This window comes from Acinetobacter sp. YH01021 (assembly GCF_013420255.1).
GTDB lineage: Bacteria > Pseudomonadota > Gammaproteobacteria > Pseudomonadales > Moraxellaceae > Acinetobacter.
In genome coordinates this window covers 46713-61242 of record NZ_VOYO01000003.1, presented here as the reverse complement: position 1 = coordinate 61242, position 14530 = coordinate 46713, and the positions used below count along the sequence as shown (strand labels likewise).

Annotated in this window: 28 protein-coding genes; 27 read left to right on the top strand and 1 reads right to left on the bottom strand. The window is 44.3% G+C overall.

Annotated features, from left to right (window positions below):
• Positions 1-7: 7 nt before the first annotated feature.
• Entirely contained in the window at positions 8-1210 is a 1203-nt protein-coding gene (locus FTT86_RS03560; protein ID WP_180180572.1) for a PLP-dependent transferase, read from the bottom strand.
• A gap of 163 nt (positions 1211-1373) precedes the next feature.
• Here FTT86_RS03560 and FTT86_RS03555 point away from each other — a divergent pair, with 163 nt between their 5' ends.
• The 27 genes from FTT86_RS03555 (at position 1374) to rpsD (ending at position 14526) form a co-directional block, all read left to right on the top strand.
• Positions 1374-2108, top strand: coding sequence for a type 1 glutamine amidotransferase (locus FTT86_RS03555; RefSeq protein WP_180180571.1), 735 nt, complete (start codon positions 1374-1376; stop codon positions 2106-2108).
• A 272-nt stretch (positions 2109-2380) separates the two neighbouring features.
• Positions 2381-2692 carry a 30S ribosomal protein S10 gene (rpsJ, locus tag FTT86_RS03550; protein WP_000070912.1) on the top strand — a complete coding sequence of 104 codons (312 nt, stop codon included), beginning with the start codon at positions 2381-2383 and terminating at the stop codon, positions 2690-2692.
• Positions 2693-2752: 60 nt separating this feature from the next.
• Positions 2753-3391, top strand: coding sequence for a 50S ribosomal protein L3 (rplC, locus tag FTT86_RS03545; protein WP_004645054.1), 639 nt, complete (start codon positions 2753-2755; stop codon positions 3389-3391).
• Positions 3392-3402: 11 nt separating this feature from the next.
• A complete protein-coding gene (rplD, locus tag FTT86_RS03540; protein WP_004281511.1) occupies positions 3403-4005 on the top strand; it encodes a 50S ribosomal protein L4 in 603 nt (200 codons plus the stop codon).
• Positions 4002-4322, top strand: coding sequence for a 50S ribosomal protein L23 (gene rplW / locus FTT86_RS03535; RefSeq protein WP_004281510.1), 321 nt, complete (start codon positions 4002-4004; stop codon positions 4320-4322). The genes rplD and rplW overlap by 4 nt, the downstream gene beginning before the upstream one ends.
• Before the next feature lie 11 nt (positions 4323-4333).
• A complete protein-coding gene (gene rplB, locus FTT86_RS03530) occupies positions 4334-5158 on the top strand; it encodes a 50S ribosomal protein L2 (RefSeq protein WP_004281509.1) in 825 nt (274 codons plus the stop codon).
• Between the two features lie 19 nt (positions 5159-5177).
• Entirely contained in the window at positions 5178-5453 is a 276-nt protein-coding gene (gene rpsS / locus FTT86_RS03525) for a 30S ribosomal protein S19 (protein WP_004281508.1), read from the top strand.
• Positions 5454-5464: 11 nt separating this feature from the next.
• Positions 5465-5794, top strand: a complete 330-nt coding sequence (rplV, locus tag FTT86_RS03520; protein WP_001982638.1) for a 50S ribosomal protein L22 — start codon at positions 5465-5467, stop codon at positions 5792-5794.
• A 1-nt stretch (position 5795) separates the two neighbouring features.
• Positions 5796-6548, top strand: coding sequence for a 30S ribosomal protein S3 (gene rpsC, locus FTT86_RS03515; RefSeq protein ID WP_004281507.1), 753 nt, complete (start codon positions 5796-5798; stop codon positions 6546-6548).
• Positions 6549-6551: 3 nt separating this feature from the next.
• Positions 6552-6965 (top strand): 50S ribosomal protein L16, encoded by a 414-nt coding sequence (rplP, locus tag FTT86_RS03510; RefSeq protein ID WP_004281506.1) that lies wholly within the window; start codon positions 6552-6554, stop codon positions 6963-6965.
• Positions 6965-7162, top strand: a complete 198-nt coding sequence (gene rpmC / locus FTT86_RS03505) for a 50S ribosomal protein L29 (RefSeq protein ID WP_004281505.1) — start codon at positions 6965-6967, stop codon at positions 7160-7162. Before rplP ends, rpmC begins: the two co-directional genes overlap by 1 nt.
• Entirely contained in the window at positions 7159-7416 is a 258-nt protein-coding gene (gene rpsQ / locus FTT86_RS03500) for a 30S ribosomal protein S17 (protein ID WP_004281504.1), read from the top strand. Before rpmC ends, rpsQ begins: the two co-directional genes overlap by 4 nt.
• A 91-nt stretch (positions 7417-7507) precedes the next feature.
• On the top strand, positions 7508-7876 hold the full coding sequence (gene rplN, locus FTT86_RS03495; RefSeq protein WP_004281503.1) for a 50S ribosomal protein L14: 369 nt from the start codon (positions 7508-7510) through the stop codon (positions 7874-7876).
• Between the two features lie 9 nt (positions 7877-7885).
• Complete coding sequence (gene rplX / locus FTT86_RS03490) at positions 7886-8203, top strand: 50S ribosomal protein L24 (protein ID WP_004281502.1); 318 nt, start codon at positions 7886-7888, stop codon at positions 8201-8203.
• Between the two features lie 16 nt (positions 8204-8219).
• Positions 8220-8756, top strand: coding sequence for a 50S ribosomal protein L5 (rplE, locus tag FTT86_RS03485; protein ID WP_004645057.1), 537 nt, complete (start codon positions 8220-8222; stop codon positions 8754-8756).
• Positions 8757-8765: 9 nt separating this feature from the next.
• Positions 8766-9071 (top strand): 30S ribosomal protein S14, encoded by a 306-nt coding sequence (gene rpsN / locus FTT86_RS03480; RefSeq protein ID WP_004732275.1) that lies wholly within the window; start codon positions 8766-8768, stop codon positions 9069-9071.
• 12 nt (positions 9072-9083) lie between these two features.
• Positions 9084-9479: a 30S ribosomal protein S8 gene (gene rpsH / locus FTT86_RS03475; protein ID WP_004281499.1), complete on the top strand. Its 396-nt coding sequence runs from the start codon at positions 9084-9086 to the stop codon at positions 9477-9479.
• Positions 9480-9492: 13 nt separating this feature from the next.
• Positions 9493-10026 (top strand): 50S ribosomal protein L6, encoded by a 534-nt coding sequence (rplF, locus tag FTT86_RS03470; protein WP_180180570.1) that lies wholly within the window; start codon positions 9493-9495, stop codon positions 10024-10026.
• Between the two features lie 14 nt (positions 10027-10040).
• Positions 10041-10391: a 50S ribosomal protein L18 gene (rplR, locus tag FTT86_RS03465; protein WP_004281497.1), complete on the top strand. Its 351-nt coding sequence runs from the start codon at positions 10041-10043 to the stop codon at positions 10389-10391.
• Between the two features lie 2 nt (positions 10392-10393).
• Positions 10394-10891, top strand: coding sequence for a 30S ribosomal protein S5 (rpsE, locus tag FTT86_RS03460; RefSeq protein ID WP_004281496.1), 498 nt, complete (start codon positions 10394-10396; stop codon positions 10889-10891).
• Between the two features lie 6 nt (positions 10892-10897).
• Positions 10898-11074 (top strand): 50S ribosomal protein L30, encoded by a 177-nt coding sequence (rpmD, locus tag FTT86_RS03455; protein ID WP_004281495.1) that lies wholly within the window; start codon positions 10898-10900, stop codon positions 11072-11074.
• Between the two features lie 3 nt (positions 11075-11077).
• Complete coding sequence (rplO, locus tag FTT86_RS03450) at positions 11078-11518, top strand: 50S ribosomal protein L15 (RefSeq protein WP_005248206.1); 441 nt, start codon at positions 11078-11080, stop codon at positions 11516-11518.
• Positions 11519-11563: 45 nt separating this feature from the next.
• A complete protein-coding gene (gene secY, locus FTT86_RS03445; protein ID WP_171057005.1) occupies positions 11564-12883 on the top strand; it encodes a preprotein translocase subunit SecY in 1320 nt (439 codons plus the stop codon).
• Positions 12884-12902: 19 nt separating this feature from the next.
• Positions 12903-13019 carry a 50S ribosomal protein L36 gene (rpmJ, locus tag FTT86_RS03440; RefSeq protein WP_000867907.1) on the top strand — a complete coding sequence of 39 codons (117 nt, stop codon included), beginning with the start codon at positions 12903-12905 and terminating at the stop codon, positions 13017-13019.
• Between the two features lie 105 nt (positions 13020-13124).
• Entirely contained in the window at positions 13125-13481 is a 357-nt protein-coding gene (rpsM, locus tag FTT86_RS03435) for a 30S ribosomal protein S13 (protein ID WP_004281492.1), read from the top strand.
• Positions 13482-13500: 19 nt separating this feature from the next.
• Positions 13501-13887, top strand: a complete 387-nt coding sequence (gene rpsK, locus FTT86_RS03430; RefSeq protein ID WP_004281491.1) for a 30S ribosomal protein S11 — start codon at positions 13501-13503, stop codon at positions 13885-13887.
• 12 nt (positions 13888-13899) lie between these two features.
• Positions 13900-14526 carry a 30S ribosomal protein S4 gene (gene rpsD / locus FTT86_RS03425; protein ID WP_004281490.1) on the top strand — a complete coding sequence of 209 codons (627 nt, stop codon included), beginning with the start codon at positions 13900-13902 and terminating at the stop codon, positions 14524-14526.
• Positions 14527-14530: the final 4 nt, after the last annotated feature.

Genomic DNA, 14530 nt, shown 5'->3' with positions numbered 1-14530 from the left:
TTATTTATTATTCATTTTTAAGTCTTTTCATGTGTTGTAGTGCATGCTGAATATCTTGAATCAAATCTTCCGGATATTCCAGTCCAATACAGAAACGAACCAGCAAGCCGTCTTTTAAGTGTGAATGTTCCAGCACACGCATGTCTTTTAAGTTATATAGCATGACCAGACTGATAGGGCCACCCCAACTAAAGCCTAGCTTAAACAGTTTTAAACTATCACAGAAATTTCGGATATCTTGCATGGCGTATGTGCTGTCAAAGATCACGCTGACCAGGCCGGCACTATCACCTTGCTTGCAAATTTCTTTCCAGTACTGATGGCCTGCGCTATCCGGATCAGCAGGATGCAGCACCTGTACAAAATCGGTTTGCTGTTTAAGCCATGTCATTAATGTCAGCGCACTTTTCGACTGGTGTTCATAGCGAAGTTGCATCGAAGCCAGACTGCGTTGTACCTGTGCCACATCATCACCAGAAACACTAATGCCCTGAATGGCATGTGCACGGAACAGTTTGTGATGCAGAACCTTATCTCGCGTAACCACTGAGCCCATCAGGATATCACCACCGCCGCTTGGATATTTGGTCAATGCATGTACTGTCATATCTACACTTAAATGCTCTTCACTAAAATCAAAGGCATCAAAAGCCAGACCTGCGCCCCAGGTATTATCCAGTGCTGTCAGAATATGATGTGCCTGGGCTTTTTTCACCAAACCAGCCAGATCTGGAAATTCCAAAGTGACTGAGCCAGCAGCCTCGAGCCAGACCAGTTTGGCTTTATCTGTAGGCTGGAATGTATCAAGCTCTATGGGGTTGTAGACTTTAACCGTAATTCCATAACGCTTTTCCAGATTGCGTAAATGCTCCATGTTTGGACCATAGATATTGTCAGCCACCCAAACTTCATCCTCCTGGCTTAAAAAGCAAGAATTCACGAGATTAATCGCGGATAAACCACTCGGTGCGAGCAGGTGATACAAGCCACCTTCGAGCTGGGCGATGTTATCGCCCAGAATAAAGGTCGTAGGCGTGCCATGCGTGCCATAACTATAGTCATAGTCATCGGTCCAATGGCGATTAAACAGGGCATCGGTATTGTTAAAGATAATGGTCGATGCACGATAGAGGGGAGGCTGAATGGTAGAAATCGCTTGAGGAGCCTTTCGTGGTGCATGAATCAGGCGAGTTTGAGAGTCTTGTTTCACGTGAATGCGCTCAAATGTAATCAAATATTACTCTAGCTTAAGAGAATCTGTGACTCACTGCCAGTTACGTTGTGAATTGTTTAAAAACAACAAGTCTTATAAAAAGTTGGCTTCATTTTTGCAAAACCTAAATCTATATAGCTAAAAAAATAGGTTGAGGAGCATGAAGTCGCATTTAAAAGTGCATTATTTTCAGCATATTGCTGGTGAAGGTTTTGGTAGTTGTTATGAATTTTTAAAGCAGCATCAGGCGCAAATTACCGCGACTGAATTTTTTGCTTTACCCGTGGATCGACCTTTGGAGATCGAGGCGCTGCCTACAGTGGAAGAGGTGGATTTGCTGATCATTATGGGCGGGACCATGAGTGTGAATGATGAAGCGAATTTCCCTTGGTTAAAAATAGAAAAACGCTGGTTGCGTCGCTATCTTTCGCATGGTAAACCGGCAATTGGCCTGTGTCTGGGTGGGCAGTTGATTGCAAATGCTTTGGGTGCAGGTGTTAGTCGCAATCCTGAGCAGGAATTAGGGTGGACCACGGTGCACAGAGTGGCGAATCTACCAGAGACGTGTTTTAGCCTGCCGGAGCAGTTTAATATTCTGCAATGGCACAATGAAACATTTGAATTGCCCAAAGGTGCAGTCCATCTGGCAGAAAATGAAGCCTGTCGTAATCAGATGTACCAGTTGGGTAGAAATGTATTGGGCTTCCAGTTTCATCCGGAAATTACCCCAGAAACACTCGAATTGTTTTTAGAAAATGAAGGAGAGCTTGCACAATTTTCAGGAAAATATGTGCAAAATTTATTTGAATTAAAAAAAACCACGAAGCAAAAATTTATTGAAGGAAATCAGATATTAAATCGTGCTATAGAATATGTTTTGGCAAAAACTGCCTAATATTTACACAATAAACTATTGTTTTAAGTCATAAATTGAAAACTTGGATAAAACCATAAAAGAGATTTGCTTATGCATTAAACAATGGCTATAATAAGCGACCCTTAAATAGGAAGGGGGTTAACTGCGAATAAAGTAGTTAACTATCGTTACAGTCGTGGCATCGATCATGACCTTAGTGATATTTCACTGCTCTTGACACTTGCCCACATAAAGTGGGATGAGATGCGTCAAGAGTGATTCTTTATATATTTGGCTTGGAGTTTACTGGTATGTCTAACCAGAGAATTCGTATCCGTCTTAAGTCTTTTGATCATCGCCTGATTGATCAATCAGCTCAAGAAATCGTAGAAACCGCAAAACGTACTGGCGCACAAGTGTGTGGTCCAATTCCAATGCCAACACGCATTGAACGTTTTAACGTTTTAACATCACCACACGTAAACAAAGACGCGCGTGACCAGTACGAAATCCGTACTTACAAGCGTTTGATCGACATCGTTCAGCCTACAGACAAAACTGTAGATGCATTGATGAAGTTAGATCTTGCAGCTGGTGTTGATGTTCAGATCGCATTGGGTTAAGGCTTTCGGGTTAATTAACACTCTAAGTTAATTAGGCCGCTTTTTTAGAGGTTTATGCACATGGCTATTGGTTTAGTCGGTCGCAAGTGCGGTATGACACGTATCTTTACAGATGCTGGTGTTTCTGTGCCTGTTACAGTGATTGAGGTTGATCCTAACCGCATCACTCAAATCAAAACGCTTGAAACTGATGGTTATCAAGCGATTCAAATCACTACTGGTGAACGTCGCGAATCTCGCGTAACTAACGCTCAGAAAGGCCACTTCGCGAAAGCGGGTGTTGCAGCTGGTCGTCTAGTTCAAGAATTCCGTGCTACAGAAGCTGATCTTGAAGGTCGTGAAGTTGGTGGTACGCTTACCGTTGAATTGTTCCAAGTTGGTCAAGTTGTTGACGTAACTGGTCAATCTAAAGGTAAAGGTTTCCAAGGTGGTGTTAAGCGTTGGAACTTCCGTACGCAAGATGCAACTCACGGTAACTCAGTTTCTCACCGTGTTTTAGGTTCTACTGGTCAAAACCAGACTCCTGGTCGCGTATTCAAAGGCAAAAAAATGGCTGGCCATTTAGGTGCTGAACGCGTAACTACACAGGGTCTTGAGATCGTTGCTATCGACACAGAACGTTCAGTTCTAGTTGTTAAAGGCGCGGTTCCTGGTGCTACTGGTGGCGACGTAATCGTTCGTCCTACGATCAAGGCCTGAGGGGAAATAACGTGAATTTAAATACTGTTTCCGGCTCTGCTGTTGAATTATCAGAAGTTGCGTTCGGTCGTGAATTTAATGAAGCTCTTGTTCACCAAGTGGTTACAGCTTATTTAGCTGGTGGCCGTCAAGGTTCAAAAGCTCAGAAATCACGTGCAGACGTTTCTGGTGGTGGTCGCAAGCCATTCCGTCAAAAAGGTACTGGCCGCGCTCGTGCTGGTTCTATTCGTAGCCCAATCTGGGTTGGCGGTGGTAAAACTTTTGCTGCTCGTCCACAAGACTGGTCTCAAAAAGTAAACCGTAAAATGTACCGCGGTGCTATGCAATGCATCCTAGCTGAACTTGTTCGTCAAGATCGCCTAGTTTTAGTTGAAGAGTTTGCTGTTGCAGCTCCAAAAACTAAAGAATTGCTTGCAAAACTTAACGACTTGAATGCGACTCGCGCATTGATCGTTACTGATGCTGTTGATGAGAACCTGTATCTTGCTGCGCGCAACATTCCACACGTTGATGTGGTTGATGCTGCTGCAATCGATCCGGTTAGCTTGATTGCGTTCGACAAAGTTGTTATGTCTGTAGCTGCTGCTAAGAAAATTGAGGTAGAACTCGGATGAACAACGAACGTATCTATCAAGTCCTGCAAGGACCTGTATTCTCAGAAAAAGCACAAGTTTTAGGTGAAACTGCTGGTGTTCAAGTGTTTAAAGTTGCATTAAATGCAAACAAGCTTGAAATCAAAAAAGCAGTGGAACAACTCTTTGGTGTGGAAGTTGTTAAAGTTAACACGACTATCACTAAAGGTAAGTCTAAACGCTTTGGTAAAACATTAGGACGTCGTTCTGATGTTAAAAAAGCATACGTCACCCTGAAAGCTGGCCAAGATGTTGAAATGGCTGACTTGGGCGATACCGCTGAAAGCACAGCGGAATAAGGACGAGAATTATGCCTATTCAAAAATGTAAGCCAACGTCTCCAGGACGTCGCTTTGTAGAGAAAGTGGTTCACGATCACCTTCACAAAGGCGCACCATACTCTCCGTTGGTTGAAGCTAAAAAACGTACTGGCGGCCGTAATAACAACGGTCACATCACGACTCGTCACGTTGGTGGCGGTCACAAGCAGCACTACCGTCTAGTTGACTTTAAACGTAACAAAGATGGTATTCCTGCAACTGTAGAGCGTATCGAATACGATCCTAACCGTACTGCACACATTGCACTTGTATTGTATGCTGACGGTGAGCGTCGTTATATCATCGCTCCTAAAGGCCTTCGCGCTGGCGATAAAGTACAGTCTGGTAACGATGCTCCAATTCGTCCAGGTAACTGCTTGCCGCTTCGCAACATGCCTATCGGTTCTACTCTTCACAACATCGAACTTAAAATCGGTAAAGGCGCGCAGTTAGCTCGTTCAGCTGGTACTTCAGTTCAGCTGTTGGGTCGTGACGGTTCTTACGCTATCGTTCGTCTGCGTTCAGGCGAGATGCGTAAAATTCACGTTGAATGCCGTGCTGTGTTAGGTGAAGTATCTAACTCAGAAAGCAACCTTCGTTCACTAGGTAAAGCTGGTGCATCACGCTGGCGTGGTGTTCGTCCTACCGTTCGTGGTATGGCGATGAACCCAGTTGACCATCCACATGGTGGTGGTGAAGGGCGTAACAAAGGTATTCAACCTGTAAGCCCATGGGGTCAAAAAGCTAAAGGGTACAAGACACGTACCAATAAGCGTACGACTAAGATGATTATTCGCGACCGTCGCGTTAAGTAACAAGTAAAGGAATCTGACAATGCCTCGTTCTCTGAAAAAAGGCCCATTCGTCGATGCGCACTTGTTCGCTAAGGTTGAAGCGGCTATCGCGGCTAATAACCGTAAGCCGATCAAAACTTGGTCGCGTCGTTCGATGATCCTCCCGGATTTTGTTGGTTTAACAATTTCTGTACACAATGGCCGTAACCACGTTCCTGTGATCGTTTCTGAGCACATGGTTGGTCACAAGCTTGGTGAATTTGCACCAACTCGTACCTATCGCGGTCACGGTGTTGACAAGAAATCTAAACGTTAATGGGTGCTATGATGGAAGTAACTGCTAAATTACGCGGTGCCGCTATCTCGGCACAAAAAGCTCGTTTGGTTGCAGATCTTATCCGCGGCAAATCTGTTGCGCACGCTCTTAACATCCTTAACTTCAGCAACAAAAAAGCTGCAGTTCTAGTTAAGAAAGCGTTGGAATCTGCGATTGCAAACGCTGAACACAATAACAGTTTAGATGTAGACGACCTTAAAGTTTCTACGATCTACGTTGATGAAGGCATGAGCCTGAAACGTATTATGCCACGTGCTAAAGGCCGTGCAGATCGTATTACTAAGCGTACTTGTCACATCACCGTTAAGGTAGGGGTTTGATATGGGTCAGAAGGTTCATCCAATCGGTATCCGCCTAGGTGTTGTGAAACGTCATAACGCTAACTGGTATGCGAATCCGAAACAATACGCTGAATACTTGCTTAAAGATCTTCAAGTTCGTGAGTTTTTGATCAAAAAACTTAAAAACGCGATGATCAGCAACATTCTTATCGAGCGTCCTACAGGCGCTGCTAAAGTAACTATTAGCACTGCTCGTCCAGGTATCGTAATCGGTAAAAAAGGCGAAGATATTGAGAAACTACAACGCGAATTAACATCTATCATGGGTGTTCCTGCGCAAGTAAGTATCAATGAAATTGATCGTCCAGACTTAGACGCGCGTCTAGTTGCTGAAGCTATCGCTTCTCAATTGGAAAAACGTGTAATGTTCCGTCGTGCTATGAAGCGTGCGGTTCAAAACACAATGCGTGCTGGTGCTAAAGGTATCAAAGTAGAAGTTTCAGGCCGTTTAGGTGGTGCTGAGATTGCTCGTACTGAGTGGTATCGTGAAGGTCGTGTACCTCTACATACGCTTCGTGCAGATATCGACTATGCGACTATGCGTGCTGAGACTACTTACGGTACGATCGGTGTTAAAGTTTGGATCTTCCGTGGTGAGATCTTGGGCGGCATGAAACAAGTCATGAACCCAGCTCCAGCTGAAGAGCGTCCAGCTAAACGCGGTCGTGGTCGTGGTGAAGGTCAAGAGCGTCGTGGTCGTCGCAATGATCGTTCTGCTGAAAAAGGAGAATAATCCATGTTGCAACCTAAGCGTACTAAATTCCGTAAAGTGCAGAAAGGCCGTAACACTGGTCTAGCACACCGCGGTAGCACAGTATCTTTCGGTACTATTGCACTTAAATCAGTTGAACGTGGTCAAATGACTGCGCGTCAAATTGAAGCAGCGCGTCGTACAATTAGCCGTCGTATTAAGCGTGGTGGTAAGATCTTTATCCGTGTATTCCCGGACAAACCGATTACTTCTAAGCCTCTTGAAGTGCGTATGGGTAAAGGTAAAGGTTCTGTGGAATATTGGGTTTGCCAAATCAAACCAGGTAAAGTCTTGTACGAAATTGATGGTGTTAACGAAGAATTGGCTCGCGAAGCGTTTACGCTTGCAGCAGCTAAGCTTCCGTTTAAAACCGCTATCGTGACTCGGACGGTAATGTAATGAAAACTAAAGATCTACGTGAAAAGTCGGTAGAAGAGTTGACAGCTTTGCTTGATGAGCAACAGCTTAACCAATTCCGTCTTCGTATGGCGAAAGCAACTGGTCAATTGGGTAAATCGCATGAAGTTGCACTTACTCGTCAGACTATTGCTCGTATTAAGACCCTCCTTACCGAAAAACAGGGGAACGGACAATGAGTGATAAAACAGTCCGCACGTTAACTGGCAAAGTTGTAAGCGACAAGATGGATAAATCTATCGTTGTTCTTATTGAACGCCAAGTTCAACACCCGTTGTATGGCAAATTAATCCGCCGTTCAACAAAATTACATGCTCATGATGAGAACAACACAGCGAAAGCTGGTGATGTTGTAACCATTAAAGAAAGCCGCCCAATTTCTAAAACTAAGTCTTGGACTCTAGTTGAAGTTGTTGAAGCAGCTGCTGAGTAATTAACGTTCTTGTTGCATCATCGGTCAATTTCGAGTACTCTTTGAGCCTTTCGAAATTTCGACCGGTGTTGCTCGGTTTTGGAGTAGGGCAATGATTCAGACCGAAACTATGCTCGACGTAGCAGACAACAGTGGTGCACGCCGCGTACAATGTATTAAAGTACTTGGTGGCTCGCATCGTCGTTATGCTTCTGTTGGCGACATTATTAAAGTTACTGTAAAAGAAGCAATTCCACGCGCACGTGTTAAAAAAGGTGACGTGATGAATGCGGTTGTGGTTCGTACAAAATTCGGTATCCGTCGTGCAGACGGTTCAGTGATTCGTTTCGACGATAACGCTGCTGTTATTTTGAACAACAACAAAGCGCCGATTGCAACTCGTATTTTCGGACCAGTGACTCGTGAACTTCGTACTGAACAGTTCATGAAAATTATTTCATTGGCTCCTGAAGTTCTATAAGAGGCGATCATGGCTAAGATTAAAAAAGGCGATCAAGTAATTGTGATCGCAGGTAAAGAAAAAGGCAAACAGGGTACTGTTCTGTCTGTTTCTAATGACCGTGTTAAGGTTGAAGGTCTTAACTTGGTGAAGAAGCATCAGAAGCCAAACCGTGCTACAGGCGCTGAAGGTAGCGTTGTAACTCAGGAAGCTTCGCTTCATATTTCAAACGTGGCAGTTTTTAATGCTACAACCCAAAAGGCTGACCGTGTTGGTTACCAAGTGATTGATGGCGTGAAAACTCGCGTATTCAAATCAAATGGTGAATCAGTGGCGGTAGCGAAGTAATAGGTTGATATAGGCCATGGCCAGACTTAAAACACGTTACAACGACGAACTTAAAGCTCAATTACAAGAAGTATTGGGCGTTAAGAATGTGATGGAGATTCCTCGCATCACTAAAATCACGATCAACATGGGTGTTGGCGCAGCTGCCGCTGACAAAAAACTCCTTGATGGTGCTCTTTCAGATATGCAAGCTATCGCTGGTCAAAAACCAGTACTTACGTTAGCTCGTAAATCAATCGCTGGTTTTAAAATCCGTGATGGTTGGCCGATCGGTTGTAAAGTTACTTTACGCGGCGAACGTATGTACGAATTCTTGGACCGTTTGATCTCGATTGCGATCCCTCGTATCCGTGACTTCCGTGGTTTCTCTGCGAAATCATTCGACGGTCGTGGTAACTACTCAATGGGTCTTAAGGAACAAATCATGTTCCCTGAAATCGATTTTGACAAGATTGATCGTATTCGTGGTATGGATATTACCATTACTACGACTGCTCGCACCGATGACGAAGGCCGTGCGCTTATGCGTGCATTCGGCTTCCCGTTCAAATAAGAGGTCGATATGGCTAAGAAAGGTATGATTAATCGCGAATTGAAACGCGAAGCTACTGTTGCTAAATACGCTGCAAAACGTGCTGAATTAAAAGCTGTTATTGCAAACGTAAATGCATCAGACGAAGAACGTTTCGAAGCGATGATGAAATTACAAGCATTACCACGTAATGCATCTCCAGTACGTCTACGTAACCGTTGTGGTTTAACTGGTCGTCCTCATGGTTACTTCCGTAAGTTCGGTTTAAGCCGTAACAAATTACGTGAAACAGTAATGCAAGGTGATGTACCTGGCGTTGTTAAGGCAAGCTGGTAAGGAGCACTATAGATGAGTATGCAAGATACCGTTGCCGACATGCTAACACGTGTTCGTAACGCACAAATGGCAAAGAAACAAACTGTTTCTATGCCTAATTCTAAGTTGAAAGTAGCAATTGCTAACTTACTTCAACAAGAAGGTTATATTTCAAACGTAGAAGTTGCGGATGCTGAAGGCAAACCAACTCTTACTTTGACTTTAAAGTATTTCGAAGGCAAACCAGTTATCGAAACTGTGAAACGCGTAAGCCGTCCAGGTCTACGTCAGTATCGCGGTAAAGATGCACTTCCTAGCGTTAAGCAAGGTTTAGGTATTGCAATTGTTTCTACAAGCAAAGGCATCATGACTGATCGCGCTGCACGTGCTGCAGGCGTTGGTGGTGAAGTTATTGCTTTTGTTTCTTAATAGGTGATTCCTCATGTCTCGTGTGGCTAAAGCCCCAGTAACTGTACCTAACGGTGTAACAGTTACTCAGAACGGCCGGCAGGTCGAAGTGAAAGGCACTAAAGGTACATTGTCTTTCAACCTGCATGCGCTGGTCGAGCTTAAACAGGAAGACAGTATTCTAGCTATTGCTCCAGTACAAGAGTCGAAAGACGCTTGGATGCAAGCTGGTACTGCTCGCGCTGTGCTTAACAACCTTGTAAAAGGTGTTAGCGAAGGTTTCGAACGTAAGTTACAGCTTATCGGTGTTGGTTATAAAGCTGCGGTTAAAGGTGACGTTGTTCATCTTAACCTTGGTTTCTCTCACCCGATCGATTATGCACTTCCTGCAGGTGTAACTGCTGAAACTCCAACTGCAACTGAAATCATTCTTAAATCTGCTGATAAAGCAGCTTTAGGACAGGTTGCTGCAGATATCCGTGGTTACCGTCCACCAGAGCCATATAAAGGCAAAGGTGTTCGTTATTCTGACGAAGTTGTACTTCGTAAAGAAGCTAAGAAGAAATAAGGCGCGAGGTTCTTATGAACGAAAAGAAACAATCCCGTTTGCGTCGTGCGAAAAGCACACGCTTGCACATCCGTGCATTGGGTGCGACTCGTTTGTGTGTAAACCGCACTCCGCGTCACATCTATGCTCAAGTTATCTCTGCAGATGGTGGCAAAGTATTAGCGCAAGCTTCTACTTTAGACGCTACTCTACGTGCGGGTACAACTGGTAACGTTGAAGCAGCTCAAAAAGTAGGTGCTTTAATCGCAGAACGCGCTAAAGCAGCTGGTGTTACTAAAGTTGCATTTGACCGTTCTGGTTTTAAATATCATGGTCGTATCAAAGCCTTGGCTGATGCTGCTCGTGAAAACGGCTTGGAGTTCTAATCATGGCTAAAGTTGAACAAAACGAAGGTCTTGTTGAAAAGCTGGTTGCCGTTGATCGTGTAGCCAAAGTTGTTAAGGGTGGTCGTATCTTCTCTTTCACAGCATTAACTGTTGTGGGTGATGGTAATGGTCGCGTAGGTTTTGGTCGTGGTAAAGCACGTGAAGTTCCAGCTGCTATCTCTAAAGCACTTGAAGCTGCTCGTCGCAATATGATTACTGTTGACCTTGTTGATGGTACGTTACAGCACCCAATTCATGCACGTCACGGCGCTAGCCGCGTATTCATGCAGCCTGCCTCTGAAGGTACAGGTGTAATTGCTGGTGGCGCTATGCGTGCAGTTCTAGAAGCTGTAGGCGTACGTAACGTGTTGACTAAATGCCGTGGTTCTACTAACGCTGCTAACGTAGTAAACGCAACTTTCAATGGTTTGCGTGATATGACTACTCCTGAAAAGGTTGCTGCGAAACGTGGTCTTTCAGTAGAACAAATTCAAGGGTAATCAATCATGAAAACGATTAAAGTTACCCAGACTAAATCTGCATCGCACCGCTTGAAAAATCACAAGCTTAGCCTGCAAGGTTTAGGTCTGCGTCGTATTGGTCATACTGTAGAAGTGTTAGACACACCTTCTAACCGTGGTATGATCAACCAAGTCTACTATATGGTTAGTGTAGAGGAATAAGCCATGACTCTGCGTTTAAATACAATTGCACCTGCAGAAGGTGCTAAACGTGACAACCTTCGTTTAGGCCGTGGTATCGGTTCTGGCGTTGGTAAGACCGGTGGCCGTGGTGTCAAAGGTCAAAACTCACGTAAGAGCGGTGGTACTCGTCCAGGTTTCGAAGGCGGTCAAACAGCACTTTATCGTCGTTTGCCTAAATTCGGCTTCACTAGCCAATTGGCTTTGAAAACTGCTGAAGTACGTTTATCTGAGCTTGCTAAAGTTGAAGGCGACATCGTGTCTCTTGAAACTTTAAAAGCTGCGAACGTTGTACGTAAAGACATGATCCGTGCTCGTATCGTACTTTCTGGTGAAATTACTCGTGCATTCACTGTTAAAGGTGTTGCATTGACTAAAGGCGCTAAAGCTGCTGTTGAAGCTGCTGGCGGCAAAGTCGAGGAGTAATCCCCAGTGTCTATGACTCCTAGTTCTTCAGGTCATGTCAACATGATGAAAGGCCAACCATTTCATGTGAAATACCGTGAAATTATTCGTCGAATGATGTTTCTCATTGGTGCGTTGTTGGTGTTTCGACTAGGAGCGCATATTCCAGTACCAGGCATCAATAATGCTGCGTTAGAAAACTTGTTTAATGCAAACCAAGGTACCATCCTTGGTTTGTTTAACATGTTTTCTGGTGGTGCATTAGAACGAATGTCTATTCTTGCTCTCGGGATCATGCCATACATCTCTGCATCAATTATCGTGCAGTTAATGTCAACTGTGGTTCCTTCGCTGGAAGCTTTAAAGAAAGAAGGCGAGCAAGGCAAACGTAAAATTAATCAATACACACGACAAGGTACATTATTCTTAGCGCTGGTACAGGCGGTAGGTATGTGTGCAGGCCTAATCAGTCAGGGGATTACCCTGAATACTGGTTTGGCTTTTTATGTTCCTGCAGTAACCTCACTGGTTGCGGGGACCATGTTCTTGATGTGGTTGGGTGAACAGATTACCGAGCGTGGGGTGGGGAATGGTATTTCCATGATCATCTTCGCGGGTATTGTTGCCGGATTGCCTAATCTGATTATGCAATCTTTCTCATCTGTAGATAATGGCCAGACCAGCCTGATTGGCTTGGTAATTTTTGGTTTGTTGTCTCTGGGTGTTTTGGCAGCGATCGTATTTATCGAGAAAGCGCAACGTCGTATTCCCGTAAACTACGCCCAAAAACAACAAGGTCGTCGTGTATTTACTGCACAGCAGACACATTTGCCATTAAAAATTAATATGGCGGGTGTGATTCCGGCAATTTTTGCCAGCTCATTGCTTTTGTTCCCTGCGAGCTTAGGTCAGTGGGTGGGTAGTGCAGATCCAAATGCTGGATTTATTAAGCGTAGCCTGCAAGATGTAGCATTGGTATTGTCGCCTGGTCAGCCGTTGTATTTGGTGCTCTTTGGTGCGTTAATTATCTTTTTCTGTTACTTCTATACAGCACTGGTATTTAGTCCTAAAGAAGTGTCAGAGAACTTGAAACGCAGCGGAGCTTACGTGCCTGGTATACGTCCAGGTGAGCAAACTGCTCGTTACTTAGATCATATTCTCAATCGTTTGACGTTTATTGGCGCGATTTACATCGCAGTCATTTGTTTAATGCCGATGGTATTGCAAAGTTCATTTGGTATTCCATTCTATTTGGGTGGTACCTCTTTGCTGATTGTTGTGGTAGTAGTGATGGACTTTATGGCTCAGCTGCAATCACACCTTACTTCGCACCAATACGATAATCAAACGTTAATGAGAAAAACGACTGCTCATCCTAAGGGATAAGCGCACTTGAGGTTTCATCATGAAAGTACAAGCTTCTGTTAAGAAAATTTGTGGTAGCTGTAAAGTTATCCGTCGTAATGGGGTTATCCGCGTAATTTGTAGCGCAGAACCTCGTCATAAGCAGCGTCAAGGTTAATCTGATTAAGACCTGTTGATTTCTGTAGGCGAATTAGGTTATTATCCGCCCCTCAAGATTTTTGTGGGGCGGTTGATTATCTACTGCCTTTTTGGAGAAAATTGAATGGCTCGTATTGCCGGTGTAAACATTCCGGATAACAAGCACGCTGTTATCTCTCTAACGTATATCTTTGGTATTGGTCGCCATACTTCAAAAGCTATCTTAGCTGCTGCTGGTATTGCTCCAACTACTAAGATCCGTGAATTAGATGACGCTCAGCTTGATGCGATTCGTGCAGAAGTTGCTAAGGTTCCGACCGAAGGTGATTTACGTCGCGAAATTTCCATGAACATTAAACGTTTAATGGATTTAGGCTGCTACCGCGGTCTTCGTCATCGTCGCAGCTTGCCTGTCCGCGGTCAACGCACCAAAACTAACGCTCGTACCCGTAAAGGTCCGCGCAAACCTATTAAGAAATAAGATTTCTGGAAGCTAAAAGATGGCTAAAGATACTCGCGCACGCAAGAAGGTCACTCGTACCGTCTCTGAAGGTGTCGCACACATTCACGCTTCTTTTAATAACACCATTGTGACTATTACCGATCGTCAAGGTAATGCACTGGCTTGGGCCACTTCAGGTGGACAAGGCTTCCGTGGATCACGTAAATCAACTCCGTTCGCTGCTCAGGTAGCTGCTGAAGTTGCTGGTAAAGCTGCTTTAGACTACGGTTTGAAAAACTTGGACGTCCTTGTAAAAGGTCCTGGTCCTGGTCGTGAATCTGCGGTTCGTGCTTTAGGTGCAGTGGGTTATAAAATTAACAGCATTACCGATGTGACGCCAATCCCGCACAACGGTTGCCGTCCACCTAAAAAACGTCGCGTGTAAGGAGAAACATTCATGGCTCGTTATATTGGTCCAAAATGCAAACTCTCTCGTCGCGAAGGGACAGACCTGCAACTTAAATCAGGCGTTAAACCGTTTGATGTTAAGACAAAAAAACATGCGAAAGTTCCTGGCCAACACGGCGGGGCTCGTGGTGGTAAACAATCTGAGTACTCACTACAATTACGTGAAAAACAAAAAGTACGTCGCATGTACGGTGTTTTAGAGCGTCAATTTAGTAACTACTATAAAGAAGCTGCTCGTGTTAAAGGCGCAACTGGTGAAAACCTGTTGAAGCTACTTGAAAGCCGTCTTGATAACGTTGTTTATCGTATGGGTTTCGGTTCTACTCGCGCAGAAGCTCGTCAGTTAGTATCTCACCGTAGCATCACTTTGAATGGCCGTCGTGTTAACATTGCGTCTATCCAAGTTAAAGCGGGTGATGTGATCGCAGTTCACGAAGGCGCTAAGCAACAATTACGTATCAAAAACGCAATTGAATTAGCTACTCAACGTGGTATGCCTTCTTGGATGGAAATCGACCATTCTAAATTAGAAGGTACGTTCAAAGCTGCACCGGATCGTTCTGATTTACCTGCTGAAATCAACGAAAGCTTGATTGTAGAATTGTATTCTAAATAATCCT